We start from the raw sequence: 25,703 nt of genomic DNA, 5'->3' as shown, positions 1-25,703 counted from the left end.
CGGCCGGACGAGGGAGACGGAAAGCACTATGTTGACCCTCACCTCCCCCGCAGCTCCGGCGCCCGCCGGAGCCGCTGCCGCGTCCGGCCGCCGGCGGTTCCCCGGCCCCGGGGCAATGCTGATCCTGGGCGGAGCCGGAGTCCTGCTGCTCGCCGTCGTCAGCATGTTCGTCGGTGTCAGCGATGTCTCGCTCACTTCGCTCCTGGCCGGGGACGAAAACGCGTGGAGAATCTTCTGGATCAGCCGTGTCCCCCGGACACTGAGCATCATCCTGGCCGGAATGGCCCTCAGCGTCGCCGGCCTCATCATGCAGCTGATGGCCCGCAATAAATTCGTGGAACCTTCCACCGTGGGCACGGTGGAGTCGGCGTCACTGGGCATCCTGGTGGTCACTGTATTCCTGCCGGGGGCCTCGCTCTTCGTGAAAATGTCCACCGCCACCGTTTTCGCCGTCGCCGGCACTGCCCTGTTCCTGCTGGTCCTGCGCCGGATTCCGCTGCGCAACACGCTGATCGTCCCGCTGGTCGGGATCATGCTCGGCGGTGTTATCGCAGCCATCACCACCTTTTTCGCGTACCGCTTCGACCTGCTGCAGACCCTCAACAGCTGGATGGTTGGGGACTTCTCCGGCGTCCTGCGCGGACGCTACGAACTGCTCTGGATCGTCGGGGCACTGACCGTGATCGGCTACCTGGCGGCAGACCGGTTCACCGTCGCCGGCATGGGCCAGGAGTTCACCACAAACCTCGGGCTGAACTACAACCGCGTCATGACCCTGGGATTGATCATCGTCTCCCTGATCAGCGCCGTCGTGGTGGTCAGTGTCGGCTCAGTGCCCTTCCTTGGCCTGATCGTGCCGAACCTCGTCTCGCTGATGATCGGTGACAACGTCCGCCGCGCCATTCCCTGGGTGGCGATCTTCGGCGCCGGGTTTGTCCTGGTCTGTGACATCATCGGCCGGACTATCCGCTACCCCTATGAAATCCCGGTCGGAGTCATCGTCTCCGCCATCGGCAGCGCCCTGTTCCTTTACCTGCTCCTGAGAAAGCGCTCCGCCCGTGCCTAGCAGTCCCGTCAGCGTCCTACCTTCCGCCCTTACGGTGCAGCGCCGCCGCCCGGTGCGCGGCCTCTCCCCCAGGTTCTGGATCATCCTGCTGTCGGTGGCCGCAGCTGTTCTGGTGGCCATTTTTATGACCATCGACCTGCGCGGGAACATCGGTTACGTCCTGCCCCGCCGCGCCATCAAGGTGGGCTCAATGATCCTGGTGGCCTACGCCGTCGGCGTCTCCACCGTGTTGTTCCAGACCGTCACCGCCAACCGGATCCTCACGCCGTCGATCATGGGCTTCGATGCCCTGTACGTCCTCATCCAAACCGTGCTGGTCTTCACGTTCGGCGGCGGACTGGTCCTGGCTCTGGCGGCCCCGCTGCGCTACGGGCTGGAAGTCGCGCTGATGGTCGGTTTCTCCTTCCTGCTCTACCGGTGGCTGTTCACCGGCGGCGGGAAATCGCTGCATCTGATGCTGCTGGTCGGCATTGTGCTGGGCACTCTCTTCCGCGGGGTGTCCTCGCTGCTGCAGCGGCTGATCGATCCCAGCGAATTCATCATCCTGCAGGATTTGTTCTTCGCCAGCTTCAACAACGTGGACGGGGCACTGCTCGGCTACTCGTTGATTGCCGTCGCAGTGGTGAGCGTTCCCGCCTGGCGGATGCGGCATTCACTGGACGTGATGTCCCTGGGCCGGGAAACCTCGATCAACCTCGGGGTCAACCACAAACGCTCGGTAACCATCGTGCTGGTCATCTGCTCGGTGATGGTGGCGGTCTCCACGGCACTGGTGGGTCCGGTCACCTTCTTCGGGCTGCTGGTTGCGTCGCTGGCGTATCAGCTCTGCTCCCATTTCAAGCACTCCGCAGTGGTTCCGATCGCCGTGCTGCTGGGCATCATCGCCCTGGTCGGCGGCCAGCTGGTCCTTGAACGCGTCTTCGCGTTCGACACGGCCTTGAGCATTGTCATTGAATTCGTTGGCGGGATCGTCTTCCTGATCCTGCTCCTGAGAGGCTCCATCAAATGATCCAGGTCACCGGCGTTACGAAAAAGTACGCGAACACTGCCGTGGTGGACGAGGTGAGCTGCCACATCAAGGAGGGCGGTGTCACCTCGATCATCGGCCCCAACGGCGCCGGCAAATCCACGTTGCTGTCCATCATCAGCCGCCTGCTTCCGCCCGACACCGGGTCCGTGACGGTGGATGGGCTGGATGTGGCCGGCACGCCGGGCAAGGACCTGGCCCGGAAGATGGCCATCCTGCGCCAGGATAACCACCTCACCGTCCGTCTGACCGTCCGGGACCTCGTCGGTTTCGGCCGCTACCCGCACAACGGCGGACGCCCGACAGTCCAGTGCCGGGAGAAGATCGAGCAGGCGCTGACCTTCCTGGATCTCACGGCGCTGGCGGACCGTTTTGTTGACGAACTCTCCGGCGGGCAGCGTCAGCGCGCGTTTATCGCCATGGTGCTGGCGCAGGACACCGACTACCTGCTGCTGGATGAGCCGCTGAACAACCTGGACATGAAGCACTCCGTGGAGATGATGCGGCTGCTGCGCCGGCTCACGGACGAACTCGGCAAGACCGTGGTCCTGGTCATCCATGACATCAACTTCGCGTCCTGCTACTCCGACGACATCATCGCCATGGCCGACGGCAAGCTGCTGCACCAGGGGCCGCCGTCGATGATCATGCAGCCGGAGGTCCTGAAGGACATTTACGAGATCGACATCCGGATCGAGGAGATCGAGGGCAACCGGATCGGCGTGTATTTCGCCTGATGCGGCGGTGCGCAGTGCACGGGCACCCGGTGTGCTGAGGGATGTCCGGGAGCCTCAGGCCCCGGACTCCCGGACGCGGGCGAGCCGGCGCACGGCTTCTTCCAGGACGTCGGGTGCGCAGCCAAAGTTCAACCTCACATGGCCCTCTCCGCCCGCACCGAACTTGAGCCCCGGTTCCACGGCAACCCGTGCCTTCTCCAGGGCCACCGCCGCCGGATCCTCGCCCCAGCCCAGCGCCCGCAGGTCCAGCCAGGCCAGGTATCCGGCGTCGGGCATCCTGTACCGCACGCCCGGCAGCTCGGCTGAGAGCAGCTCACCCAGAAGACGGCGGTTGGCATCCAGTGTTGCCAGGACGCTGTCCAGCCACGGCTCGCCTTCCGCGAAAGCGGCGGCTGTGCCGTGCAGGCCAAGGATGCTGGTGCGGAAGCCGGTTCCCGCCGGCATACCATCCAGCAGCAGCTGCATGGCGGGGTCTGCCGCCACCGCCAGGGCACACTTGGCGCCGGCGATGTTCCAGCCCTTGCTGGCCGCGGTCACACAGACACCGTGGGCACGGGCCTCATCCGAGACCGCCAGGAACGGCGTGAAGTCTGCGTAAACCAGCGGAGCATGGATCTCGTCGCTGACCACGGTCACGCCGTACCGATGCGCCAGCCGGGCCACCTCGGCGAGCGTCTCGCGGGTGTGGACCAGGCCCAGCGGATTATGCGGGTTGCACAGCAGCAGGGCCTCGGCGCCGTCTGCGAAGGCAGCCTCAAGTCCGGCCAGGTCCAGGGACCAGGCGGCGCCGTCGTCGAGCAGCGGCACTTCCCGGACGGTGCCGCCGGCTTCGACAGGCAGCTGGAAGAAGGGCGGGTAGACCGGCGGGGTGATGACTACCTCGCCGCCGGGGGAAATGGCCTGCCGCAGGGCTTCGACGATCGCGACGCTGACGTCCGTAGTGGTCCGGATGCCGGCGGGGTCGACCTCCCAGCCCCAGCGCCGCTGTGCGAATCCCGTAAACGCGGGCGCCAGCGGACCCGGACCCGCAACGTACCCGACGTCGGAGGCTTCAATCCGTTCGATCATGGCCCGGGCCACCGCAGGCGCCAGGGGGTAGTCCATCTCCGCCACAAAGAGCGGCAGGACATCCTGCGGGTGGGTCCGCCACTTCACGCTGGTCCGCCTGCGCAGTACGTCCAGGGGGTCTACGGCCATCTCAGTCATATCTTCCAATTTACAAGGACGGCCTGAGCACGCCTGGACCAATGTTCCCTGCACCACAGTGGATCAGTCGAAGGAACCTCCGCAGCGTGCCGGGAGAACTATCCGTCCCGGCCGAAGAACTAGGCTTGTAGGCATGCCCGATACTTCCCTTGCCCATGTCCTGACCCCCGAGGGCTGGGCCCTGCTGAACTCGCTCGGCCCGTACCTGGAATCCGAGTCGCTGAAGCTAAACACCGATCTGCGCAAGGCCGGGCACTCCCCCGAGCTGGTCGCCGCCGTCCTGACCCAGGCGAAGCTGCGGATGAAGGCCCGGGCGAAATTCGGCCCGTTCGCCGAACACATGCTGTTCACTCCGGCCGGACTGGAGCAGGCCACCCGGCTGAACGTTGCGGCCCTGCACGCCCAGCGGTTCCAGGAGGCCGGGCTGGCGAAGGTCGCGGACCTGGGCTGCGGCATCGGAGCGGACTCCCTGGCCCTGGCCACCCTGGACCGGCAGGTCACCGCCGTCGAACTCGATGAGATTACCGCCGCCGTCGCCACCATCAACCTCATGCCCTGGCCGGAAGCCCGCGTGGTCCAGGGTGACGCGGAATCCTTCGACCTGACCGGGTTCGACGGCGTGTGGCTGGATCCGGCACGGCGGACGACGACGACGTCGGGCACCTCCCGCATCTTCGACCCGGAAGCCTTCTCCCCGCCGCTCTCCTTCGTGGAATCCCTCGCCGACGGCGGCATGCCGGTGGGCGTCAAGCTTGGCCCGGGCATTCCGCACGAGTCGATTCCCGCGGGCTGCGAAGTCCAGTGGGTGTCCGTGGGCGGCGACGTTACCGAGGCGACACTCTGGTTCAACGAACTGCGCCGTCCCGGGATCCGCCGTGCTGCCCTGGTGATCGGCCCGGCCGGGGCCGCTGAATTGACCTCCCATGAGGACTACGTCCCCGGCGCCCAGGACGTGCGCACCGGGCCGGCGGAGGGTTATCTCTATGAGCCCGACGGCGCGGTCATCCGTGCGGGTCTGGTCGCCGACGTCGCGCGCACCCTGGGCGGGCACCTGCTGGATCCGCAGATCGCCTACATTGCCGGGCCGGAGCTGCTGGAAACCCCGTTTGCCCGCGCGTACCGGATCCTGGAGGTGCGCCCGTACAACGTCAAGGCGCTCAAGGCCTGGGTCCGCGCCAATGGCATCGGCGTGCTGGACATCAAGAAGCGCGGGATGTCAGTGACGCCGGAAGAACTGCGCAGGCAGCTGCTCACCGGCTCGGGCAAGGGTCCGAACAAGGCCACCCTGGTCCTGACCCGGATCGGTGAGGACCGCGTCGCGATCGTCGTCGATCCGGTGCCTGCCGGCCAGTAGCTCGCTGCCCGGCAGGGGCTGCGGCGGCGGCCCGCCGCTGTGCAGATATGGCGACCTTCCCGCACAGGAGGTCGCCATAGCTGCACATCCACGACCCGCCGCGGCGGGGGAAGTCACCGTATCTGCACACCCAGCGCGGGGTTTTAGTGCTGCCCGGTCGCCAACCGTCTAGCTCCGGGAGAACTCGCTGGCCGCCCGGACCTGCTCCGGCGTGGGCCGCACCCCGGTGTAGAGGACAAACTGCTCTTCGGCCTGAATCGCGATCACTTCGGCGCCGGTGATGACCTTTTTGCCCGCCGCGCGGGCGGCCCGGATCAGCGGGGTTTCGGCGGGGAGCGCGACGACGTCGAACACCGTCCGCGCGGCGGAAACCGCCTGATCTTCGAAGGACTGGACGTCTTCATCAGCTCCGGCCATGCCGAGCGGGGTCACGTTGATCAGCAGGTCCGCCGTCGCGGTTCCGGGTTCGGCCTGCCAGTCGAAATCGTAGAGGTCCGCCAGCGCCCGGCCTGTCCCCTCGTTCCGGGCGATAACGCATACATCGGAGAACCCGGCGTCGCGCAGGGCGGCGGCCACTGCTTTGGCCATTCCGCCGGATCCGCGCAGCAGCACCGAACTGGCCGGTGAAACCGAATGATCGGCCAGCAGCCGTGCGATGGCCAGGTAGTCGGTGTTGTAGGCGGTGAGCACGCCGTCGTCGTTCACGATCGTGTTCACCGAATCGATGGCAGCGGCAGAGGCGTCCATCCGGTCCACCAGCGCAATGACCTCTTCCTTGTACGGCATGGACACCGCAGCGCCGCGGATGGGCAGGCCGCGCACTCCGGCGATCGCCTGGGCCAGGTCTGCGGGTGCGAACGCCTTGTAGATGTAGTTCAGGCCCAGCTGTTCGTAGAGATAGTTGTGGAACCGGGTGCCGATATTGCTCGGCCGGGCCGCCAACGAGACGCACAGGACCATGTCTTTGTTCAGGATGGGCACTGGACCATTATCGCGTGCACAGGTTCCGGACGGGGCTTTGGCAGCGGAACCAAAGCCCCCATCCTCCGGGCTAGGATTGGAGCGGCTCTAAGAACGCAATGGTGCGGACCGGAGACATTCATTCGAGACGCACAGCAGGAGACGTATTGGACATTGAGTTTGCAGCTTCACCGCAGTCAACCCTGGGGGTTGAGTGGGAACTGGCCCTGGTAGACCGGGAGTCCGGGGAGCTTCTCTCAGTGGCCGACGAGGTCCTGCGCGCGGTCAACGCCGCTGACCCGGACCTCAGTGCGGACGAAGAACACCCGCATATCAAGCAGGAGCTGCTGGAAAACACGGTTGAACTGGTCACCGGGATCTGCACCACCGTGGCCGAGGCGAAAGCTGATCTGGCCCGGTCCATGGCCGCGGTCCGGCGGGTCACCGATGAGATGGGCGTTGAGTTGTTCTGCGCCGGCACCCATCCGTTCGCGGCTCCGCGTTCCCAGCCGGTGACGGACAAGGAACGCTACGCCAAGCTGATTGACCGCACCCAGTGGTGGGGTCAGCAGATGCTCATCTACGGCGTCCACGTCCATGTGGGCCTGGATTCCCGCGACAAAGTCCTGCCGGTCCTCGACGGCCTGGTGAACTACTTCCCCCACTTCCAGGCGCTCTCCGCTTCCTCGCCGTACTGGTCCGGGGACGACACCGGCTACGCCTCACAGCGGGCGCTGATGTTCCAGCAGCTGCCGACCGCCGGGCTGCCCTTCCAGTTCCAGTCCTGGAGCGAGTACGAATCCTACGTCCAGGACATGTTCACCACCGGAGTGATCGATTCGATCAGCGAAATCCGCTGGGACATCCGCCCGGTGCCCGCCCTCGGGACCATCGAGCTGCGCGTCTGCGACGGACTGTCCACCGCCACCGACATCGGAGCCATTGCGGCCCTGACCCAGTGCCTGGTGGACGAGTTCTCCACCATCCTGGACAACGGCGGAACCATCCCCACCATGCCGCCCTGGCATGTGCAGGAGAACAAGTGGCGGGCCGCCCGTTACGGGCTCGACGCCATCATCATCCTTGATGCTGCCGGCAACGAAAAGCTGGTCACCGAACACCTGCTCGAAGATGTCCTGCCGCGTCTGGCACCCGTTGCGGAAAAGCTCGGCTGCACCGCTGAATTGGCAGACGTCGCCGGCATTATCGGACGCGGTGCCGGCTACCAGCGCCAGCGCCGGGTAGCCGCGGACAACAACGGCGACCTGCGCGCCGTGGTGCTCGACGGCGTCCGGCAGCTCCGCGGCGAAGCCTAACTGGGGCTCGACGGCGCCCGGCAGCCGGGTGCCGAAACCTAGCCTGGGGCTCGGCGGCGTCCGGCAGCTCCGCGGCGAAGCTCCAGCCCCACCATCACGGTCCCCGCCGTCACGGCCAGGACCCCGTTTCGTGGGCGCGCGAAGAAACCGACCGCCGCCCCGCAGCCCCTTCCCGCTGGTGGCCAAAAGGCAAGTAAATAACCCGTATTTAGGGGCACGGCAAAGGGCCGATTTAGGGCTTGGAATGTCAGTGGCGGGTGGCAGGGTTGGGATATGAACCGCTCCTCGGATACCCCAGGGCTTTCCCGGTCAGCTGACCGGGAGGAAAGCGGTGTGCCGGTGTTCTGCGCCGACCCTGCGGGGTTGGCGGACGTATCCGTGGAGACGCTGCCAGAGGGTTTCGACGGACGGTTGTCGCTGCGCGGTGCCGGGAACCTGGGCTATGAGGAAACCCTTACAGCGCTACAGCGGCTGGGGATGCTGGTGTCTTGGGCCCAGGCCCAGCAGGCCAGGGCCGCCGCACGGCTGGAAGCCCTCTTTGCCAGGGACCTCGGGGCGGCCGCGGGTAAGGAACAACCAGCCCTGGCCATGAGCTTGGCCGCTGCTGAAGCAGCAGCGGTGCTGAATGTGCCCCACATGACAGCGCTGCAGCTCATTAGCGAATCAACCCGTCTGTGCCTGGAAGCACCGCAAACCCTCGCGCGGCTGGCCGAGGGCCGGATCGCTATCCAGCATGCCCGGATCATTCTCGACGAAACTCAGAACCTGCCCACCGAGATCCCCGGGACAGCCGGGAATAGCGGGGGTGGGGCGGGTGGGGTTGCCGGTGATCCGGGAGGGGGTGGGGCGGACGGGCGTGCCGGGCCTAACGGGAGTGCCGCTGGAAGCGGAACGGAACCAAACGGCTCGGCCGAAGACAACGAGACGGACGGACACGGCGAAGCAGACGGAGGCGGCGAAGCAGACGGAGGTCTCTCCGGTACTGGCTTCGGGCAGCTTGACCTGGGGCTGGATGGCCCGGGTGCGGAGAACAATCAGAAGGGTCCTGACGGCCAGGCCGCTGATCGATCCGGGACGGGGAACTCAGCGGCTGGCGGAGCCGGTGACGGCGTGACTCATGGAGCTGGTTCAGAGGCCGAAGTGTTGAGCGCACGCGGGAAGTTTGAGCGGGACCTGCTCAATGCCGCCGAGGGCCGGACCGCGGCAGGCTTTGGCCGCCGGGCCCGCCGGCTGCGGGAATCCAGGTTCCCGGACCTGATCCCGGTTCGCCACCGTCAGGCCAAAGACAAACGCCGGGTCTCCTTCCAGGCCCTGCCGGATGGGATGTCCTGCCTGAGCGCATTTATCGCCGCGGAGAAAGGCCAGGCACTCTTCTCCGCCCTTACCGGTGCCGCAAAGGCCGGTAAACGCTCCGGAGACCCCCGCACAATGGACCAGCTCCGTGCCGACATCCTCACCACATTGTTCCTGGACAACGACGACGAGATCCCGGGGATCCGGCCCGCTCCCACTTCCGTCCCAACCCCCGGACGCGCTCCCGTCCCCGGCGCTGCCCCCGCAGCCGGCTCTGATCCCGTCCCCGGCCCCTCCCATCTTCCTGGCTCCACCCCCGCCCCCGTTGCTGGTTCTGAGCCCGCTCCCGCTCCAAGTTCCACCGGTGCTCCCGCTCCCGCACGCGCTCCCATCCCTGACTCCGCCCCCGCAGCTGGCTCTGACCCAAGTTTCACCGGCGCTCCCGCTCCCACTTCCGTCCCCACCCCCGCCCCCGCTCCGGGCCCCGGCCCGTCACCCAGAGGCAATTCCACGCCTATTCCGGGATCTACCGCGGCAGATACTTCAGCTCCTGATCAGCCTGGCGCCGGCATGGGAGAGGAACGCCCAGAGCCTCAGGAACTCGGCCGCGGTCCGCGCGCAGGCCGGTCACCGAAGGGACCGCGGAGGGCCGAACGGCACCGGACCCGAACCCGCTCCGGGGTCCGGACCGAAGTGATGGTCCTGATCAACGCCGATACCCTCGCCGGGCTCAACGAGGACCCGGCCGAGCTGAACGGCTACGGGCCCATCAGCCCCGAGACCGGGCGCCGCCTGATCCTCGAAGCCCTGCACTGGACTCCGCTCAGCCAAGACCCTGCCACCGGGGAGATCCTCGGTGTGGGCCGGCGGCGACGCATTCCCGCCGGGCTCAAACGCTGGCTTCAGGCCCGGGACGGAACCTGCCGGTTCCCTGGTTGCTCGGTCGGCGTTACCCATGCAGAGATCGACCACACCACCCCGTTCGCCCACTATGGACCGACCGACCACACGAATCTGGAACACCTCTGTCCCAAACACCACCGCTTCAAAACCCTCGGCCATTGGAAAGCGCGCCAACCTGAGCCAGGCACCATCGAATGGCGCTCCCCCACCGGCCGGGCCTACACCACCGACCCCGCCCTCAACTACGCCCCCGGCTGCCTGCCACAGGCACCGAAAGGCACTCCCCCCGATGACGGCCCACCACCGTTTTAGGGTCAAGGTTCCAGATTCAAGGCACGAGGCGCCGGAGCACCGACTAGGCACTAGGCACGAGACGCTGGGCACCAGGCCCCGGCTAGGCACGAGACGCTGAGCACCAGGCTCCGGCTAGGCACGAGACGCTGAGCACCAGGCTCCGGCTAGGCACGAGACGCTAGGCACCAGGCTCCGGCTAGGCACGAAGCGCTGGGCACCGGGCTCCGCACTCCGGCTAGGCACGAGACGCTCCGGCTAGGCACGAGACGCTGAGCACCGCGCTCCGGCTAGGCACGAGACGCTGAGCACCAGGCCCCGGCCAGGCACCGGGCACACGGCACTAGGACCGAGCACCACGCGCTAGGCCGCCGGCAGGTGGATGCTGGTGACCGGCTGGGAGGGATCCGGAGTGAACTCCACGCCGGAGGGCTGACCGCCGGCCATCACCACCTGCGCACCCAGCGCAGCCACCATGGCACCGTTATCGGTGCACAGCCGGATCGGCGGCACCCGCAGGGAAATGCCGGCCGCGGCGCAGCGTTCTGCGGTTAGCTCCCGGAGCCTCGAGTTGGCTGCCACTCCCCCGCCGAGCAGCAGGTTGGTAATGCCATGCTCGGTGCAGGCCAGGACGGCCTTGGACGTGATCACATCCACCACGGCTTCCTGGAAAGATGCCGCGATATCAGCGACCGGCGGTTCCTGCCCGGCGGCTTCATACTGCTCCACGCAGCGGGCGACGGCGGTTTTGAGGCCGGAGAAGGACCAGTCGTAGCGGTGCGGGCCGGGAGCTTCGGCGCTGCCCATGTACTTGGGCTGTGTCAGGCCGCGCGGGAACCGGATGGCCTTCGGGTTTCCCTCCCGTGCCAGCTTGTCGATCGCCGGACCTCCGGGATAACCCAGGCCCAGGATGCGGGCCACTTTGTCATAGGCCTCGCCCGCGGCATCGTCAATGGTGGAGCCCAGGAGTTCGACGTCGGAGGTCAGCGACCCGACGCGGAGGATTTCGGTGTGGCCGCCGGAGACGAGCAGCGCGCCAAGGTTTTCCGGGAGCTCACCGCCGTCGAGCACACCGACGCCCACGTGGGCCACCAGATGGTTGATGGCGTACAGCGGCTTGCCGGTGGCAACGGCCAGCGCCTTCGCCGCGCACACACCGACCATCAGCGCCCCGGCTAGTCCGGGTCCGGAGGTGACAGCAATGGCGTCGACGTCGTCGAGCGTAACGCCGGCTTCCTCCAGGGCCTGCCGCAGCGTGGGGACGAAAGCATCAAGGTGGGCGCGGGAGGCAATCTCGGGGATCACCCCGCCAAACCGGACGTGCTCCTCCATGGAGGAGGACACAGCGTTGGTGAGCAGGGTGTTTCCGCGGACGATTCCGACGCCGGTTTCGTCACAGGATGATTCGATGCCGAGCACCAGGGGTTCGGTGCGGTTCATTTACGATTCCTTCGGAGTTTGGACGGTGCGCTGCGGGCTGCCCTGCCAGGCGGAGAGGTCCAGGCGCATGATCAGGGCATCGGCACCGTCACGGTAGTAGCGCGGCCGGATGTGGATCTGTTCGAAACCAAACCAGCGGTAGAGCCTCTGGGCCCGGGGATTATCCGCCCGGACCTCGAGCAGCACGTCATCGGCGCCCCGGTCCTTGGCTTCGTCGATCAGGGTGGCCAGCAGCCGGGAGCCAATCCCGGCACCTTCGTGGGCTGTGGAAACGGCGATGGTTTGGACATCGGCAATGGGCAGCACGCACATCAGTCCGGCGTAGCCTACTACGCTGCCGTCCGCTGCCTCGGCCACATAGTAGGACCGGGTGTCAGCCTGGCCGAGTTCGTCGTAGAACATCTGCGTGGGCCACGCGTCGACGGGGAACATGGCTTTTTCCAGCGCGTCCACAGCCGGAATATCCGCCTCGGTCATCGGCCGGATGGTGACCGGGGAGGCCTTCCCAGGCTGGGTGCTCACAGGGCACGCTTCCGCGGGCCTGGCACCTTGGCATCGGATTCACGCAGGTAAAGCGGTGCGCTGTCCAGCAGCGGCAGTCCGCGGACCAGGCGCACGACGGCGGTGCGGCCCAGCGCAGCGGCCGTCGGCTGGGCGTCGGCAAAGTCCCGCACCGGGTGCAGCGCATCCGGATACAGGCCGGCGCCTGCGCCGTACGCGGGCAGAGCAGGAACGTCAGCGGGTGAGGTGACGTGCGGTCCGTCCAGAAGTTCCGGGGTGCCGCCGGTGCTGCGGTAGTGCGCCCAGTAGACTTCCCTGCGCCGCGCATCCGTGGCGACAACGAACTCGTCCACTCCCTCCCGCCAGGCGTCCAGGGCGGCGTCGAGGGCAATGGCGTCCAGGCTCATCACGCCGTGCAGCGGTTTGTTCCAGGCGAAGGCCAGGGTCCGGGCGGTGGCGATGCCGGAGCGCAGTCCAGTGAACGGGCCAGGGCCAACCCCGACCACCAGTGCGTCGATTTGCGCGCCGGCAACTCCGGTCTTCAGCAGCAGGTCCTGGATCCCCGGGGCAAGGACCTCGGCGTGGGAACGGGTGTCTGCGGTGGCGAAGGACGCCAGCGTCTCCCCTTCACCGGTTAGCAGTGCCGCACTGGCAATGGCGGAGGTATCGATGGCAAGGATGAGCACGGTGCCCATTTTACGCGGTTCCCCCTGGCTGCCCGTCACGGTGGTCCTGGGCTAGGAAAGCTGCCTGTTCACAGCCTGCAGCAGGCTGCGGTATGCGGCGGCGGAAGGCCACGGCCGCAGGAGAAGACCAGCCTCGGTGCGGACCAGCTGCCAGGTTCCAGCAGCGCCCGCCTGGATACCGGTAGGCAGCCCGGTGCTGCCGTCTGCCGGCTGCCAGATGAACCAGTCCTGTTCCCACATGTGCCGCACCACCGGGCCGCTTCCCTCCGGTGCCGGGACCTGTTCCGGGCCGGCTCCGGACATCCGTGCCTGGACGGCTGCCGGATCGGGTGCCGCCTCTTCATCCAGAGTCCACGACGGGCCGATTCCCAGCCAGGCCGCGAGAGCCGGGTACAGCTGGTCCAGTGAGAGGAAGTCAACCTGCCGGCGGGCAGTTTCCGCCCCGTCCCTGGTGCGCAGCCGGGTGCAGGAAGGCCCGGCGAGCACCAGCACGCCTTCGGGCCCTATGGCACAGTAGAAAGCGGTGCGGACTCCGCCCAGGCCGGCAGTGAGATGGAGGGTACCCAGCGTATTCTCCAGCGGAGATGTCACCAGCCTTCCCTGCCCCTGCAACCGTCCCTTGCCTGTTGCCAGGCCGGCGGCCTCAAGCTCAGCCAATCCGGCTTGGGCATTGCCGAAGCCAAACCGTCCCAGCCTGCCGCCCTTGGCCAGCATCAGCAGCAGATCCTGTGCGGCTGTGGAAAGCCAGGGTCCGTCCGAGCGGTAATCCTGGCTGGCAGCCAGACCGGAGAGCTCCTCCAGGGGTTCACCCGTGTAGCGCGCAGCAAACGGTTCCAGCCGCGGTTCGGTGTACCCGCTCATGGGGTGTTTCCTTCCGGTTCCGTCCCGGCAACGGTGAAACGAAGGCTGCTGGCCACCTTGGCAAAGTGATCCCCATAAGCGGGAAGCTGCGAGGTCCTGCAGGTGGCTGAAAAAGTCGTGAGCAGGCCGCTGCGGAGCAGCAGCCCCTGCTGCAGGTGCAGCGTTGTCCCCTGGAGTTCATAGGTGTACTCGATCCAGCGCCCACCGTCAGTATCCGGAACGGGCCAGAGGGTGCAACTGAGAATGTGCACCTGGTCCAGGGCAGCCAAAGCCCCCGCGATGCCCTCGGTAGCTGCCCGGGCCACACTGCCCGGAAAAGCCTGGGTATGGGCGGTGACATTGGGCCGGAATCCTCCGTTGACAGGAGCCCGGACCACTGCTGTATCCGTTTCGATGCTGCTTTCCCAGCCGGCTGGGACCTGCAGCTGCAGATAGCCGGTATTCAGCAATGCCGTGCTCATGCCCGCCGTTCCGTTGTGCGCTCAGCCACCCGGACCCAGTCAGGGAGCATAAACTTCGGCAGCCACACCAGGCTGACCAGGAAGGTCCATATTCCGCCCAGCATCAGCACCAGGAGCAGGCCGAGCAGCGGTTTGCCCATGGAGCGCGGATCCGCATCCCAAAGCAGTGTTCCGGTGAGCAGGCCTATGCCGCCGTAGAGCATTCCCAGTCCCGGATAGGCCCGGACCCGCGGCAGCAGCCCAGGATGGCCCAGCCAGGACCGCCAGCGGCCGGTGTGTGCCCGCCAGCCCATCGTGAGCACCACCAGGCTCAAGATCAGTCCCAGAATGAATCCCATATCTCCTTGGCTTTCTTTCCAATCTTTTCCCCCACGCCGCTGCCCACCATGCCTCCGGCGATTCCACCCACAATACCGCCCACTACGGCACCGGCTGCCGTACCGACAACCGGCACCCAGCTGCCGAACACGCCGCCGGCCACCGCGCCTGCTTTGGCTCCGGCCCAGGCCCCGCCGGCACCGCCGGCCAGGGAGGCGCCCCCTACGATTGCCACGTTCTGCGTGACGGACCAGGCCCGCTCACCGGAGGTCCAGTCCGGGTGGAGCACCAGGTCGCTGTTGTACTGCTGACTGCCCTGGTCCCACGCCGTGACGCCGGCATCGAGGGTGAACAGCCCGCGGCCCGCCCAACGCGCCCAGCCGGGCGGGGTCAGCGTGTCCGCGTTGGCGTCCAGCCTCAGTTCAGGCCGCGGCCGCCCGTAGTCCGCCGCTGGGACCGGCGGATGGAACAGGTCCAGTGCACGTTCGGCCGGGATCAGGATCCCGGACGGTGTTCGGGTGTAGCGCACGCCGCCGTCTATGACGTCATAGGCAATGTTCTCCACCCGCAGCTCGGCCGCGAGCTCCCCGCTGACTTCCAGGGTCCGGCGCACATGAACGGGTGATTGGTGGACCTGGCCCAGCACGGTGTCTGCGAGTGAGGTTGTGGTGCCGAAGCTGCTGCTGCCAAGCAGCCCGCTGTCCGGCAGCAGGCCGCAGGCTGCACGAATCCCCGCGGCGCACATGGACTCAGCGGCAGCATACTCAGCGGCCAGGATCGTTACCTGCTGCTGGACCGCCCTTATTTCGGCTGCCCTGGCTTCGTCCTCGGCGCCGGATTCGTCCGGCGGTGTGCACTGTCCGGAGGCTGCGATGAGTTCCTGGGAGCGCAGGCGAAGCCGGCGTGCCTCCTGCGCAAAATCTCCCAGGGCCGTCTTGATTGCCTGGGTCACTGACCTGGTCTCCGTGCCATAGGCGGCGACCTTGTCAAAAGCCCCGTAGGCAAGGCCGGCTTCCGGAGCGCCGTAAACTTCGCGCAGCCCCTGCCATTCGCTGTGGCAGTCCGCCGCCGTCAGGGCAGCTGATTCCCCGGCCGCGGCAAGGGCACCGGCCTGCGCAACAAGCTCATCGGCGTCAGCGAAGTCCGGCAGCAGGGAAAAATCAACGCTTCCGGCCATCAGGTTGACGCCATCCCAGCCTGCGCGGCGGCCGCCATCTGCAGATCCGCGTCCTGGTAGGCGCCCAGGGCCCCGCGGACCGAGGTGCAGGCGGTCTCAGCGGAGTCGGCGGCATTCGCGATCAGGAGGCCGGCGTAGTCCTGGTAGGCGGCGATGAGGGCATCCCCCACGACAGCGCTGCGGCCTGCAGCTTGGGCGGCCTCCACTGCGTTCCGGAGGTCCCGGGAGGCACCGGAGAAGTCCTCTGCCCGCGCCGCGGTCCGGTTGATGATGGAGTGCGCTGACGCGGCATCGATGCTCCAGCTGGTCATGTCCTCCCCCAAAAGCTCACCAGGATTGCCTGTCCAGCAAGCTTATCCAGTGCCGCGGCGGCCTGCGATGGGGAGAACTGCCCATGTCAGGGGGCAGAAGCAGTGTCAGGAACCGTCCAGGTTTGGAGCCGACGCCCAGCGCGGCCCGTACCCGGCAATGCGGATGGTGCGCTCCTCTGCGTCGTCCTCCGTGGAGAAGTCCGTGGAGAAGTCCGTGACCAGGCCACCCTCAGTGCCCGTCTGTCCGCCAGTGGCCCGCAGGAGGGTCACCTCAAGGCGGCTCTCCGCCAGGTGCTCGACCATGCCCTGTCCCCACTCCACCACCGTCACGGCGGTATCCATGGTGTTTTCCAGGTCGATGTCGTCGATTTCCGCAGCGGATCCGAGCCGGTAGGCATCGACGTGCACCAGGTCCGGTCCGGAGCCGAGGGCGGGATGGATGCGCACCAGGACAAAGGTCGGCGAGATAATACCGGCCCGCACGCCGAGGCCTTCACCGAGTCCCTGGGTGAACGTGGTCTTGCCGGCGCCGAGTTCACCGGTCAGGAGCAGCAGGTCGCCGGGACGCAGCTCCGCTCCCAAACGTTTGGCCACGTCCTGGGTCCCGGCCGCGGACGTGGTTCGCAGCTCGAGTTCCCAGGCTGCTGTGCCCTGTGCACCCGTCATGGAAGCACGGACCCGGCCGCTGCGGTGGCGGACCCGGATGCTGCCGGTGCGTCGGAATCCACGTAGCTGCGCGTGACCCGTCCGCTGATCCGGGTGATGATTTCATAGTTGATGGACCCGCTGGCCGCCGCCCATTCATCGACGCTGGGAGCGCCCTCGCCGCCAAAGAGCACGGCTTCCTTGCCCACGAAGGATTCCGGTGTGCCGGCGATCCCGGTCCGCCCGAGGTCGATGACCATCTGGTCCATGGCGATCCTGCCGACCACCGGAAATACTTCCCCGTCCACCAGGACAGGTCCGCCCGTGGCAACCCGGGGGACGCCGTCCGCGTAGCCCATGGGAACCAGCGCCAGCGTGGTGGGCTCGGCCGTTTTATAGTGCAGTCCGTAGGACACGCCTTGCCCGGCGGGAACGGCCTTGCAGTTGGCAATGGTGGTTTTCAGGGTCATCGCCGGACGCAGGCCCAGTTCGGCCGCGCCCTGGCCGGGGAACGGCGAGAGCCCATACATTCCGAGGCCGATGCGGACCATGTCGAAGTGGGAGTCCGGGCGGGACAGCGCTGCCGGGGTATTGGCAATATGGCGGACCTCGTGGTCCACGCCGGCGTCCTCAGCAACGGCAACCGCGTCACGGAACTTCTGCAGCTGCGCATCCGTCTCCCTTCGCTGCGGCTCATCCGCGACTGCGAGGTGGGAGAAGATCCCCACGACTCTCAGCAGTCCGTCCTCCTGGTAGGCAAGTGCCTGCCCCACGAAGGACTCCCAGAGTTCTTCCGGGCAGCCGTTGCGGCCCAGACCGGTATCGATTTTCAGGTGGACCCGGGCCGGCACTTCCAGTTCGCGTGCGGCGGCCACCACGGCTTCCAATTCCCACCCGGAGATGCCGATGTCGATGTTAGCGGCAACAGCTGCGGAAAAGTCGCTCTCCGCCGTATGCAGCCAGGCCATGAGCGGCGCCGAAATTCCCCCGGTGCGCAGTGCGAGCGCCTCGGAAATGTGTGCGGTGCCGAGCCAGGCCGCACCGGCGTCCACAGCAGTGCGCGCTACTTCGAGGGCGCCGTGCCCGTAGGCGTCCGCCTTGACGACCGCCATCAGCCGGGCGGGCTTTACGAGCTCTGCGAGGTGGCGGATGTTGTGCCGGATCGCGGCGAGGTCGACGACGGCGGTACGCTCCGCCGGGGGAACAGCTTCGAGATAATTCACGGCTCTATTCTCCCATTGACGGCACCGGCCCGGTTCATTCTCCATCCTCCGTGAGGTCCTTATGCATGATGTGGAGTCCGGTCAGCCCTGCCGAGGGGTGCCGGAAGGACCGCGGAACGGTGGTCAGGATCCGGAATCCCAGGGACTGCCAGAGGGCGACGGCCCGGACGTTCGTTTCCACCACCGCGTTGAACTGCATGGCGAGGTAGCCCTGGGCTGCTGCTTCCGCCAGGACATGCGCTGCAAGGGCCCGGGCGATGCCCCGGCCCGACGCCGCAGGGTCCGTCATGAAGGAGGCGTTGGCAACATGGCTGCCTCCGCCGCCCCGGTTGGGGTGCAGCGTGGCGGTGCCGAGGATCCGGCCGTCCTCCACGGCTGCGTAGACGCGCGCCGGCGCCGGTTCGAACCACAGCCGGCGGGCGCCGTCGTCGTCCAGGTCCCGGTCCCAGCAGTAGGTCTCTCCCGCCCGGACAATTGGCTCCATCAAAGTCCAGATCTGCGGCCAGTCCGCACCGGTGGCTTCCCTGATGGTGAGCGTCACGTTCCCTCCCGCAGGATCAGGCATCCAGCGCTGCGGCCCACAGGTTGATATCCGCATCCTTGGCATATGTGTCGATCTCACTCAGTTCCTGGCTGGAGAAGTCCAGGTTCTGCACGGCAGCAAGGCTGTCTTCAAGCTGTCCCACGCTGGATGCCCCAACGAGGGCGGATGCCACGGTGCTGGCGCCGGCCTGCGGCCGCAGTACCCAGGCGATGGCCATCTGGGCGAGGCTCTGGTTCCGCGCTTGCGCGATGCGGTTCAATCCGCGCACCCGCTCAAGGTTCTCCTCGGAGAGCTGGGCCGGGTCCAGGGACTTGCCTGCTGCGGCGCGGGATCCCTCTGGAACTCCGCCAAGATACTTGCTGGTCAGCAGGCCCTGGGCCAGCGGTGAGAAGGCGATGGCACCTGCCCCAACTTCTTCGAGTGCCTGGAACAGGTTCGGCTCCCCCTTTTCCACCCAGCGGTTGAGCATGGAGTAAGAGGGCTGGTGGATCAGCAGCGGTGTGCCCATCTCACGCAGGATGCGGGCGGCCTCCAGCGTTTTCTCCGGGGAATAGGAGGAGATGCCTGCATAGAGCGCACGGCCGGAGCGGACGGCTGTGTCCAGGGCTCCCATGGTCTCTTCCAGCGGCGTTTCGGGGTCCGGGCGGTGGCTGTAGAAGATGTCGACGTAGTCCAGGCCCATGCGCTCCAGGGACTGGTCCAGGCTGGACAGCAGGTATTTGCGTGAGCCCCAGCTGCCGTACGGTCCGGGCCACATGTCGTAGCCTGCCTTGGTGGAGATGACCAGTTCGTCGCGGTAGGGCCGGAAATCGTCCCGGAGATGGCGCCCGAAGTTCGTCTCAGCCGAACCGGCAGGCGGTCCGTAATTATTGGCCAGGTCGAAGTGCGTTACCCCCAGGTCAAAGGCCCGGCGGAGGATGGCGCGCTGCGTGCCGAACTCCCTGTCATCACCAAAGTTATGCCACAGGCCCAGCGAAACGGCCGGCAGCAGCAGGCCGCTGCTGCCAACGCGGCGGTAGGGCATCGAGTCGTAACGGTTCTGTGCGGGAGTGTGGGTCATGGCATCATCCTGCCATCCTGACGGCAGCGAATCGAGCACCTTCCGCCGGTGTCCTGCGCCGGTTCTCAGCTGCCGGAGACGATTGCCGCCCCATAGGCAGGGAGCTGGATGGCGCCCCCGCGGGAAACCGCGGGTCCCGTTTCAAGGAGTACCTTCACCGGTTCCTGCAGCGGCAGCGGCACCTTGCACGGTGAGTCCGCAAAGTTCAAAACGACGGTGGTCCGGCCGCGCAGGACGGTGAGCCAGCGCGAAGCCTCATCGAACTCGACGACGATGTTCCGGAAGCCGGGTTCCCTCAGATCAGGGACCGTCCGGCGCAGTGCCAGAAGGTCCCGGTAGAGCCGGTGGAGCCGGGCGTGAGCGCCGACGCCGGCTTCCGACCAGTCCAGTTTGGAGTTCTGGAATGTCTGCGGATCCTGTGGATCCGGAACCAGCGAGGGGTCCCAGCCCATCCGGGCGAATTCCCTCAGCCGGCCCTCCGCGGTTGCCCGGCCGAGCTCCTGCTCCGGATGGGAGGTGAAGAACTGCCACGGCGTCGAAGCCCCGAACTCCTCGCCCATAAAGATCATGGGCGTAAAGGAAGATGTCAGGTTCAGCACGGCTGCGAGCGCCAGCTCTTCGTAACCGAGGCTCTGCGTCAATCTGTCCCCCGCCGCCCGGTTCCCGATCTGGTCATGGTTCTGCACCGCTACAACCAGCTGGTTGGCGTTGTGCACGCCTTTGTCCAGGGGCCTGCCGTGGCTGCGCTGCCGGAACGAAGAGTACGAGCCGTCGTGGAAAAAGCCGTCCTGGAGCACCTTGGCCAGGGCTCCCAGGGAATCGAAGTCTGCGTAGTAGCCGCCGTTTTCACCGGTGAGGTTGCTGTGCGCAGCGTGGTGGAAATCGTCCGCCCACTGCCCGTCGAGGCCGTATCCGCCACGGTTCCGCGGGGTGATCAGCCGAGGGTTGTTCAAATCCGATTCAGCGATTAGGAACAGTTCACTGCCGAGGTCTGCAGCCAGGTTGTCGACCCGGGCCGCCATCTCCTCGAGGATATGCAGGGCCCGCTCGTCCCTGAGGGCGTGGACCGCATCCAGCCGGAGCCCGTCCACGTGGTAGTCCCGGAACCACATCTCCACGTTCTCCAGGATGAACTGGCGGACGGTATCGGAGAGCGGTCCGTCAAGGTTGACCGAGTCTCCCCAGTCATTGCCGTTGTCCTGGTGCAGGTAGGGACCGAACCTCGGCAGATAGTTGCCGCTGGGTCCCAAATGGTTGTAAACGACGTCCTGGATGACGCCCAGGCCCCGGGAGTGGGCTGCATCCACGAACCGCTGGTACGCGTGGGGACCGCCGTAGCCTTCGTGGACCGCGTACCAGAGCACACCGTCGTAGCCCCAGTTGTGGGTGCCGTTGAAGGCATTCACCGGCATCAGCTCGACGTACTGAACACCAAGGTCCGCGAGGTAGTCCAGCTTTCCGGCGGCCGCATCCAGCGTGCCCTCCGGGGTGAACGTCCCTACGTGGAGTTCGTAAATGGCCCCGCCGTTCAGCCCGGGCGGGGACCAGCCGGTGTCGTGCCATTCATAGGCATCCGGGTCGAAGGTGCGGGAGAGACCATGGACGCCGTTCGGCTGGCGGCGTGAGCGGGGGTCGGGAACCGGGGTGGTGTCCTCGTCGATGAGGTAGCCATAATCAATATCGCCGTCCAGCGCCGCGTGCTGGACGTGCCACCACCCGTCCTGTCCGGGGCTCATCTGGAGTTCCCGGCCATCGGCCAGGAGCCTCATGGTGTCCGCGTTGGGTGCCCACACATCGAAGTCAGAGTTCACGGTTCCCCCTCCAGTGCCAGGAGCGCCACGGGATAGGTGCTGAACAGGGTTTCCACATCCGTCTCGCCGCCGCTGTGGGCCGCTCCCGTGAGCCGGTTCCGGTAGGTGCCGGCGGGCAGCTGCACCGTTGTTCCGTTCCATCCGCCGGCTGCTGCCAGTCCGAGCGGCAGCCGGGTGACCAGCGTCAGGACCCCTCCCCGGTCAAACCCGAAGAGGTGCTTCGAGGCCGGTCCCTCCACGCTCAGCGCGGTATAGCCGGTAAACAGTTCCGGACGGCCGCGGCGCAGCCGCAGGGCTTCCCGGGTCACCAGGAATTTGGCGGCCCCGGACTCGTCGATGGGCGGCACCACACTGATTTCCCGGGGTTGGCTGGCGGCTATCCGGGCACGCAGATCGAAATCGACCGGACGGCGGTTGTCCGGGTCCACCAGCGAGTGGTCCCACAGCTCAGTTCCCTGGTAGACGTCCGGAACGCCGGGCATGGTCAGCTGCACCAGTTTGGCGCCCAGGGCGTTGGAGCGTCCCGCCTGCGTAATGCGTTCCGCGAAGGACACCACAATGGCACGGACATCCGGGTGGTCGTACGCGGCATCCACCAGCGCATGGAGCTGCTTCTCGAAAGCCTCGTCGGGCGAGGTCCAGCTGGTGCTGTGTCCGGCTTCCCGGGCCGCCTTCTCGGCGTAGGCGTGAGCCCGGTCCCGCTCCAGCGGCCAGGCACCAACGAATGCCTGCCAGAGCAGGTCCGCTAGGTCCCGGTCCCCCAGCGGGAGGAGTCGATCAAGCTCGGTGACGGTATCTGTCCATTCCTGCGGCAGTTCGGACAGGACACTGATCCGGGCCCGCGTGTCTTCGCTCCGCTTGGTGTCATGGGTGCTGAGCACAGTCATTGACGCGGGGAGCTCCTGCTGCCGCCGGAGCATCCGCAGGTGCAGGTCGTAGGGTTCGAGCGCGAAAATCGACGGATCTGCCCCAACTTCGTTCAGCGAAGTGAGCCGCGTGTACCGGTAGAACGCCGTGTCCTCGACACCCTTGGCCATGACCATGCCGGAGGTCTGCTGGAACCGCAGGGCCAGTTCGTTGAGGCCCGTGCCCGGCTGTGTCCCCGCTGCTTCCCCGCCGGCCAGCAGCGGAAGGAGCGTGTCGATCGCAGCTTCGAGGTCCGGCCGGCGGACTTTGGCGGCACGGCCCGCCTCCTCCAGATACACGGCACCGTCGGGAAGGTAGCTGCGGTAGACGGGGAAGCAGGCCAGCAGTTCGGCGAAGGCATCCGCTGCCGTGACAGTGTCCATCCCCGTCTCTGCCGGGACCAGCCGGGCCAGCCGCTGCACTTCGGAGTGCAGCAGCCCGTCTGCGACCGCACGTTTGGTGTCGTGGATCAAGTCCCGGTACGGTCCGGCCCCGGAAGCTGCGCTCAGCGCGGGTGCAGCAGCCGGGTCAATAAAGAGCCGGTCCACGTCGGCGAGCGCGTCATAACCGGTGGTTCCCGCGACGGGCCAGCTCTCCGGCAGAGCCTCCTCGTGTTCAAGAATTTTTTCCACCAGGACATACGCGCCCCCGGTCAGCTCCGCCAGGCGCTGCAGGTATCCCGCCGGATCGGCCAGCCCATCCGGATGGTCGATCCGGAGCCCGTCGGCCAGCCCCTCCCGGAACCACCGCCGGATTTCGGCGTGGCTTTCCTCGAACACCCACGGCACTTCCACGCGCACCCCAGCGAGCGTGGTGATGCCGAAGAACCGGCGGTAGTTCAGCTCATCATCGGCACGGCGCCAATTGATCAGCTCGTAGTGCTGCCTCTCATGCACGGCCTGCGGCGAGTCCCCGGACCGGTAGGTGCCGTCCGCGATGGGAAAGGCGTGGTCGTAGTACCGCAGCTCCCCCTCTTCGATCCGGAGCCGGTCAAGTTCATCGCCGCCCTCCCCCAGCATGGGAAGCCGCAGTTTCCCGCCGCCGGCCGCCCAGTCGATGTCGAAGGCTTCGGCATAGCGCGACGCCGGGCCCTCACTCAGCACGGACCACCACCAGCGGTTGGCGCGCGGAGTCGCCACCCCCATGTGGTTCGGCACAATGTCCACCAGCACCCGCATTCCCGCCGCGTGGGCTGCCTCGGCCAAGGCGCGGAAGCCGTCAGGTCCGCCCCGGGCCGGATCTATCGCCGACGGGTCCGTCACGTCATAACCGTGGGCCGAGCCCTCCTCCGCCGTCAGCAGCGGGGAAAGATAGATCCAATCCGTCCCCAGGTCACTGAGGTAGGGGACCAGGTCAGCGGCGTCGTAAAGGGTGAACCCTGCATGGATCTGCAGCCGGTAGGTGGACCGCGGGGTTCTCATACGGCGCTCTCCCGTGTCTTGGCTCCGGCAAGTGCGGCCAGCGACGCCGCGACGGAGTGGTCAGGGACCTCTTCGTTGCGGACGTGCTGCCTCAGCACCACCATTGATTTCGCTGCAACCGAAATCTTGTTGTCAGCAGCCACGGGCTCCGAGTCGGCGTATTCACCGGCAGTATCGATCACCTGGTCCCACAGCTCCCCGTGTTCCTGGGAGGGCAGCGTCACCGTCACCGGATCGTCGTCGGCATTGAAATAGAGCAGGAAGTTCAGGTCCGTGATCGGCTGCCCGCGGCGGTCGTTGCCGGGGATGCCCTGCCCGTTGAGGAACACACCGAGCGAACGGCCGAGCTGGGTATCCCAGTCCTCCGGCTGCATGGGACTTCCGTCCTCGTTCAGCCAGACAATGTCCGGCAGCGCGTCGCCCTCTCCCCGGGCGACCGGACGCCCGTCGAAGAACCTCCGCCGGCGGAACGTCGGGTGCTCGGCGCGGAGCTTGCTGACCGCGGAGGCGAACTCCATCAGCGGAGCGTCCATTTGGTCCCAGTTGATCCAGCTCAGCTCAGAGTCCTGCGCGTAGGTGTTGTTGTTGCCCTTTTGGGTCCGGCCGAGCTCATCTCCGTGGGCGATCATCGGCACGCCCTGGGACAAAAGCAGCGTGGCCAGGAAGTTGCGCTGCTGGCGGGCGCGCAGTGAGAGTACCAGCGGATCGTCGGTGCGCCCTTCGACTCCGCAGTTCCAGGAACGGTTGTGGGATTCGCCGTCGTTGTTGTCTTCGCCGTTGGCCTCGTTGTGTTTTTCGTTGTAGGAGACCAGATCCTGGAGGGTAAAGCCGTCATGGGCCGTGACAAAGTTGATGGACGCCACCGGGCGGCGGCCCGAGGTTTCGTATAGGTCCGCCGAGCCGGTGATCCGGGACGCGAACTCACCCAGCGTGGAGGGCTCGCCGCGCCAGAAGTCCCGCACCGTGTCCCGGTATTTTCCGTTCCACTCCGTCCACTGCGGCGGGAAGTTCCCCACCTGGTAGCCACCGGGGCCGATGTCCCACGGTTCGGCAATGAGCTTGACCTGGGAGACCACCGGATCCTGCTGCACCAGTTCGAAGAAACTGGAGAGCCTGTCGACGTCGTAAAACTCCCGGGCCAGCGCGGACGCGAGGTCGAAGCGGAAGCCGTCCACATGCATTTCCGTGACCCAGTAGCGCAGCGAATCCATGATCAGCTGCAGGGAGTGCGGGTTACGGACGTTCAGGGAGTTGCCCGTGCCGGTGTAGTCCATGTAGTACCGCTTGTCGTCCTCCATAAGCCGGTAATACGCAGCATTGTCGATGCCCCGGAAGGAGAGTGTGGGCCCCAGGTGGTTGCCTTCAGCCGTGTGGTTGTAGACCACATCCAGGATCACTTCGATGCCGGCCAGGTGGAGGGCTTTGACCATCGCCTTGAATTCCTGGACCTGCTGGCCGTTCTCGCCGGTGGCTCCGTAGGTGTTCTGCGGAGCGAAGAAACCGATGGTGTTGTAGCCCCAGTAGTTGGAGAGGCCCTTTTCCTGCAGCGTTGAGTCGTTGACGAACTGGTGAACCGGCATCAGTTCCAGTGCGGTCACACCCAGTTTCTGCAGGTGCGCGATCACCGCGGGGTGGGCGATGCCGGCGTACGTCCCGCGCTGTTCCTCCGGGACCTCGGGGTGCAGCTCGGTCAGCCCCTTGACGTGAGCCTCATAGATCACCGACTGGTGGTACATGGTGCGGGGGCGCCGGTCCCCATCCCAGTCGAAGAACGGGTTGATCACCACGCCCTTCATCATGTGAGGGGCGGAGTCTTCATCATTGCGGGAATCTTCATCGCCGAAGTTGTAGCCGAACAGCGACTGATCCCAGTCGATCTGCCCGGAGACGGCCTTGGCATACGGGTCCAGGAGCAGCTTGTTGGGGTTGCAGCGGTTGCCCTGGCCCGGATCGTTGGGCCCGTCCACCCGGTAGCCGTATTGCTGGCCGGGGACCACATGCGGGAGATAACAGTGCCAGACGTACCCGTCCACCTCGGTCAGCGGAATGCGCGATTCGGACCCGTCCTCATCGAACAGACAGAGCGTTACCGATTCCGCCACCTCGCTGTAGAGGGCGAAGTTGGTGCCGTTGCCGTCATACGTGGCACCCAGCGGGTATGCATCTCCGGGCCAGACTTCCATTC

At 66.5% G+C, this 25,703-nt stretch carries 23 protein-coding genes; 6 read left to right on the top strand and 17 right to left on the bottom strand.

Features of this window, described 5'->3' with window-relative positions; all coding sequences use genetic code 11:
* Positions 1-28: 28 nt before the first annotated feature.
* From H9638_RS09575 to H9638_RS09565, 3 genes are read left to right on the top strand one after another with little or no spacing between them, the layout of a single operon-like run.
* Positions 29-1,066: an ABC transporter permease gene (locus H9638_RS09575; protein ID WP_318241837.1), complete on the top strand. Its 1,038-nt coding sequence runs from the start codon at positions 29-31 to the stop codon at positions 1,064-1,066.
* Positions 1,059-2,075 (top strand): iron chelate uptake ABC transporter family permease subunit, encoded by a 1,017-nt coding sequence (locus H9638_RS09570; RefSeq protein ID WP_318241836.1) that lies wholly within the window; start codon positions 1,059-1,061, stop codon positions 2,073-2,075. The genes H9638_RS09575 and H9638_RS09570 overlap by 8 nt, the downstream gene beginning before the upstream one ends.
* Entirely contained in the window at positions 2,072-2,830 is a 759-nt protein-coding gene (locus tag H9638_RS09565; RefSeq protein ID WP_191746962.1) for an iron ABC transporter ATP-binding protein, read from the top strand. Before H9638_RS09570 ends, H9638_RS09565 begins: the two co-directional genes overlap by 4 nt.
* A 54-nt stretch (positions 2,831-2,884) precedes the next feature.
* On the opposite strand, the gene H9638_RS09560 is transcribed toward H9638_RS09565, so the two are convergent.
* Positions 2,885-4,036 (bottom strand): MalY/PatB family protein, encoded by a 1,152-nt coding sequence (locus tag H9638_RS09560; RefSeq protein WP_191746961.1) that lies wholly within the window; start codon positions 4,034-4,036, stop codon positions 2,885-2,887.
* 133 nt (positions 4,037-4,169) lie between these two features.
* Between H9638_RS09560 and H9638_RS09555 the strand changes: the two genes are divergently transcribed.
* Complete coding sequence (locus tag H9638_RS09555) at positions 4,170-5,390, top strand: class I SAM-dependent methyltransferase (RefSeq protein WP_191746960.1); 1,221 nt, start codon at positions 4,170-4,172, stop codon at positions 5,388-5,390.
* Positions 5,391-5,558: 168 nt separating this feature from the next.
* Here H9638_RS09555 and H9638_RS09550 read toward each other — a convergent pair whose 3' ends face one another.
* A complete protein-coding gene (locus H9638_RS09550) occupies positions 5,559-6,371 on the bottom strand; it encodes a shikimate 5-dehydrogenase (protein WP_318241835.1) in 813 nt (270 codons plus the stop codon).
* A gap of 146 nt (positions 6,372-6,517) precedes the next feature.
* Between H9638_RS09550 and H9638_RS09545 the strand changes: the two genes are divergently transcribed.
* Both H9638_RS09545 and H9638_RS16965 read left to right on the top strand, forming a co-directional pair.
* Positions 6,518-7,666, top strand: coding sequence for a glutamate--cysteine ligase (locus tag H9638_RS09545; RefSeq protein ID WP_191746959.1), 1,149 nt, complete (start codon positions 6,518-6,520; stop codon positions 7,664-7,666).
* A gap of 273 nt (positions 7,667-7,939) precedes the next feature.
* On the top strand, positions 7,940-10,174 hold the full coding sequence (locus tag H9638_RS16965; RefSeq protein WP_191746958.1) for an HNH endonuclease: 2,235 nt from the start codon (positions 7,940-7,942) through the stop codon (positions 10,172-10,174).
* 342 nt (positions 10,175-10,516) lie between these two features.
* Here H9638_RS16965 and tsaD read toward each other — a convergent pair whose 3' ends face one another.
* The 15 genes from tsaD to glgX all read right to left on the bottom strand — a co-directional run bounded on the left by tsaD (position 10,517) and on the right by glgX (position 25,701).
* On the bottom strand, positions 10,517-11,593 hold the full coding sequence (tsaD, locus tag H9638_RS09535; protein WP_191746957.1) for a tRNA (adenosine(37)-N6)-threonylcarbamoyltransferase complex transferase subunit TsaD: 1,077 nt from the start codon (positions 11,591-11,593) through the stop codon (positions 10,517-10,519).
* Positions 11,594-12,115 (bottom strand): ribosomal protein S18-alanine N-acetyltransferase, encoded by a 522-nt coding sequence (gene rimI / locus H9638_RS09530; RefSeq protein WP_404799656.1) that lies wholly within the window; start codon positions 12,113-12,115, stop codon positions 11,594-11,596.
* Positions 12,112-12,780: a tRNA (adenosine(37)-N6)-threonylcarbamoyltransferase complex dimerization subunit type 1 TsaB gene (gene tsaB, locus H9638_RS09525; RefSeq protein ID WP_191746956.1), complete on the bottom strand. Its 669-nt coding sequence runs from the start codon at positions 12,778-12,780 to the stop codon at positions 12,112-12,114. The genes rimI and tsaB overlap by 4 nt, the downstream gene beginning before the upstream one ends.
* A gap of 51 nt (positions 12,781-12,831) precedes the next feature.
* Positions 12,832-13,641: a hypothetical protein gene (locus H9638_RS09520; protein WP_191746955.1), complete on the bottom strand. Its 810-nt coding sequence runs from the start codon at positions 13,639-13,641 to the stop codon at positions 12,832-12,834.
* Complete coding sequence (locus H9638_RS09515) at positions 13,638-14,102, bottom strand: hypothetical protein (RefSeq protein ID WP_191746954.1); 465 nt, start codon at positions 14,100-14,102, stop codon at positions 13,638-13,640. Before H9638_RS09515 ends, H9638_RS09520 begins: the two co-directional genes overlap by 4 nt.
* Positions 14,099-14,440, bottom strand: coding sequence for a hypothetical protein (locus H9638_RS09510; protein WP_191746953.1), 342 nt, complete (start codon positions 14,438-14,440; stop codon positions 14,099-14,101). The genes H9638_RS09515 and H9638_RS09510 overlap by 4 nt, the downstream gene beginning before the upstream one ends.
* Positions 14,419-15,597 (bottom strand): hypothetical protein, encoded by a 1,179-nt coding sequence (locus tag H9638_RS09505; protein ID WP_191746952.1) that lies wholly within the window; start codon positions 15,595-15,597, stop codon positions 14,419-14,421. Before H9638_RS09505 ends, H9638_RS09510 begins: the two co-directional genes overlap by 22 nt.
* Complete coding sequence (locus H9638_RS09500) at positions 15,597-15,908, bottom strand: DUF6507 family protein (protein WP_191746951.1); 312 nt, start codon at positions 15,906-15,908, stop codon at positions 15,597-15,599. The genes H9638_RS09505 and H9638_RS09500 overlap by 1 nt, the downstream gene beginning before the upstream one ends.
* Before the next feature lie 105 nt (positions 15,909-16,013).
* Entirely contained in the window at positions 16,014-16,574 is a 561-nt protein-coding gene (gene tsaE, locus H9638_RS09495) for a tRNA (adenosine(37)-N6)-threonylcarbamoyltransferase complex ATPase subunit type 1 TsaE (RefSeq protein ID WP_191746950.1), read from the bottom strand.
* Positions 16,571-17,776: an alanine racemase gene (alr, locus tag H9638_RS09490; protein ID WP_318241834.1), complete on the bottom strand. Its 1,206-nt coding sequence runs from the start codon at positions 17,774-17,776 to the stop codon at positions 16,571-16,573. Before alr ends, tsaE begins: the two co-directional genes overlap by 4 nt.
* A 34-nt stretch (positions 17,777-17,810) precedes the next feature.
* The gene (locus H9638_RS09485; protein WP_318241833.1) at positions 17,811-18,317 is read right to left on the bottom strand and encodes a GNAT family N-acetyltransferase; all 507 of its coding nucleotides are present in this window, start codon (positions 18,315-18,317) and stop codon (positions 17,811-17,813) included.
* A 16-nt stretch (positions 18,318-18,333) separates the two neighbouring features.
* Complete coding sequence (gene mgrA, locus H9638_RS09480; protein WP_191746947.1) at positions 18,334-19,380, bottom strand: L-glyceraldehyde 3-phosphate reductase; 1,047 nt, start codon at positions 19,378-19,380, stop codon at positions 18,334-18,336.
* A 65-nt stretch (positions 19,381-19,445) separates the two neighbouring features.
* The gene (gene treZ, locus H9638_RS09475) at positions 19,446-21,191 is read right to left on the bottom strand and encodes a malto-oligosyltrehalose trehalohydrolase (protein ID WP_191746946.1); all 1,746 of its coding nucleotides are present in this window, start codon (positions 21,189-21,191) and stop codon (positions 19,446-19,448) included.
* The gene (gene treY / locus H9638_RS09470) at positions 21,188-23,518 is read right to left on the bottom strand and encodes a malto-oligosyltrehalose synthase (protein ID WP_191746945.1); all 2,331 of its coding nucleotides are present in this window, start codon (positions 23,516-23,518) and stop codon (positions 21,188-21,190) included. The genes treZ and treY overlap by 4 nt, the downstream gene beginning before the upstream one ends.
* Positions 23,515-25,701 carry a glycogen debranching protein GlgX gene (gene glgX / locus H9638_RS09465; RefSeq protein WP_191746944.1) on the bottom strand — a complete coding sequence of 729 codons (2,187 nt, stop codon included), beginning with the start codon at positions 25,699-25,701 and terminating at the stop codon, positions 23,515-23,517. Before glgX ends, treY begins: the two co-directional genes overlap by 4 nt.
* Positions 25,702-25,703 lie beyond the last annotated feature (2 nt).

It is taken from the genome of Arthrobacter pullicola, assembly GCF_014836875.1.
GTDB classification, from domain to species: Bacteria; Actinomycetota; Actinomycetes; order Actinomycetales; family Micrococcaceae; genus Arthrobacter_B; species Arthrobacter_B pullicola.
The sequence above is the reverse complement of the archived record's forward strand: the minus strand, read 5'-3'. Positions and strand labels throughout refer to the sequence as shown.

Coding starts and splice junctions, on each gene's coding strand:
- H9638_RS09500 (WP_191746951.1), bottom strand. CDS start 15,908: ATGACCAGCTGGAGCATCGATGCCGCGTCAGCGCACTCCATCATCAAC.
- mgrA (WP_191746947.1), bottom strand. CDS start 19,380: ATGACCCACACTCCCGCACAGAACCGTTACGACTCGATGCCCTACCGC.
- H9638_RS09520 (WP_191746955.1), bottom strand. CDS start 13,641: ATGAGCGGGTACACCGAACCGCGGCTGGAACCGTTTGCTGCGCGCTAC.
- H9638_RS09575 (WP_318241837.1), top strand. CDS start 29: ATGTTGACCCTCACCTCCCCCGCAGCTCCGGCGCCCGCCGGAGCCGCT.
- H9638_RS09555 (WP_191746960.1), top strand. CDS start 4,170: ATGCCCGATACTTCCCTTGCCCATGTCCTGACCCCCGAGGGCTGGGCC.
- H9638_RS16965 (WP_191746958.1), top strand. CDS start 7,940: ATGAACCGCTCCTCGGATACCCCAGGGCTTTCCCGGTCAGCTGACCGG.
- tsaD (WP_191746957.1), bottom strand. CDS start 11,593: ATGAACCGCACCGAACCCCTGGTGCTCGGCATCGAATCATCCTGTGAC.
- H9638_RS09560 (WP_191746961.1), bottom strand. CDS start 4,036: ATGACTGAGATGGCCGTAGACCCCCTGGACGTACTGCGCAGGCGGACC.
- treY (WP_191746945.1), bottom strand. CDS start 23,518: ATGAGAACCCCGCGGTCCACCTACCGGCTGCAGATCCATGCAGGGTTC.
- glgX (WP_191746944.1), bottom strand. CDS start 25,701: ATGGAAGTCTGGCCCGGAGATGCATACCCGCTGGGTGCCACGTATGAC.
- H9638_RS09515 (WP_191746954.1), bottom strand. CDS start 14,102: ATGAGCACGGCATTGCTGAATACCGGCTATCTGCAGCTGCAGGTCCCA.
- H9638_RS09505 (WP_191746952.1), bottom strand. CDS start 15,597: ATGGCCGGAAGCGTTGATTTTTCCCTGCTGCCGGACTTCGCTGACGCC.
- H9638_RS09565 (WP_191746962.1), top strand. CDS start 2,072: ATGATCCAGGTCACCGGCGTTACGAAAAAGTACGCGAACACTGCCGTG.
- tsaE (WP_191746950.1), bottom strand. CDS start 16,574: ATGACGGGTGCACAGGGCACAGCAGCCTGGGAACTCGAGCTGCGAACC.
- H9638_RS09510 (WP_191746953.1), bottom strand. CDS start 14,440: ATGGGATTCATTCTGGGACTGATCTTGAGCCTGGTGGTGCTCACGATG.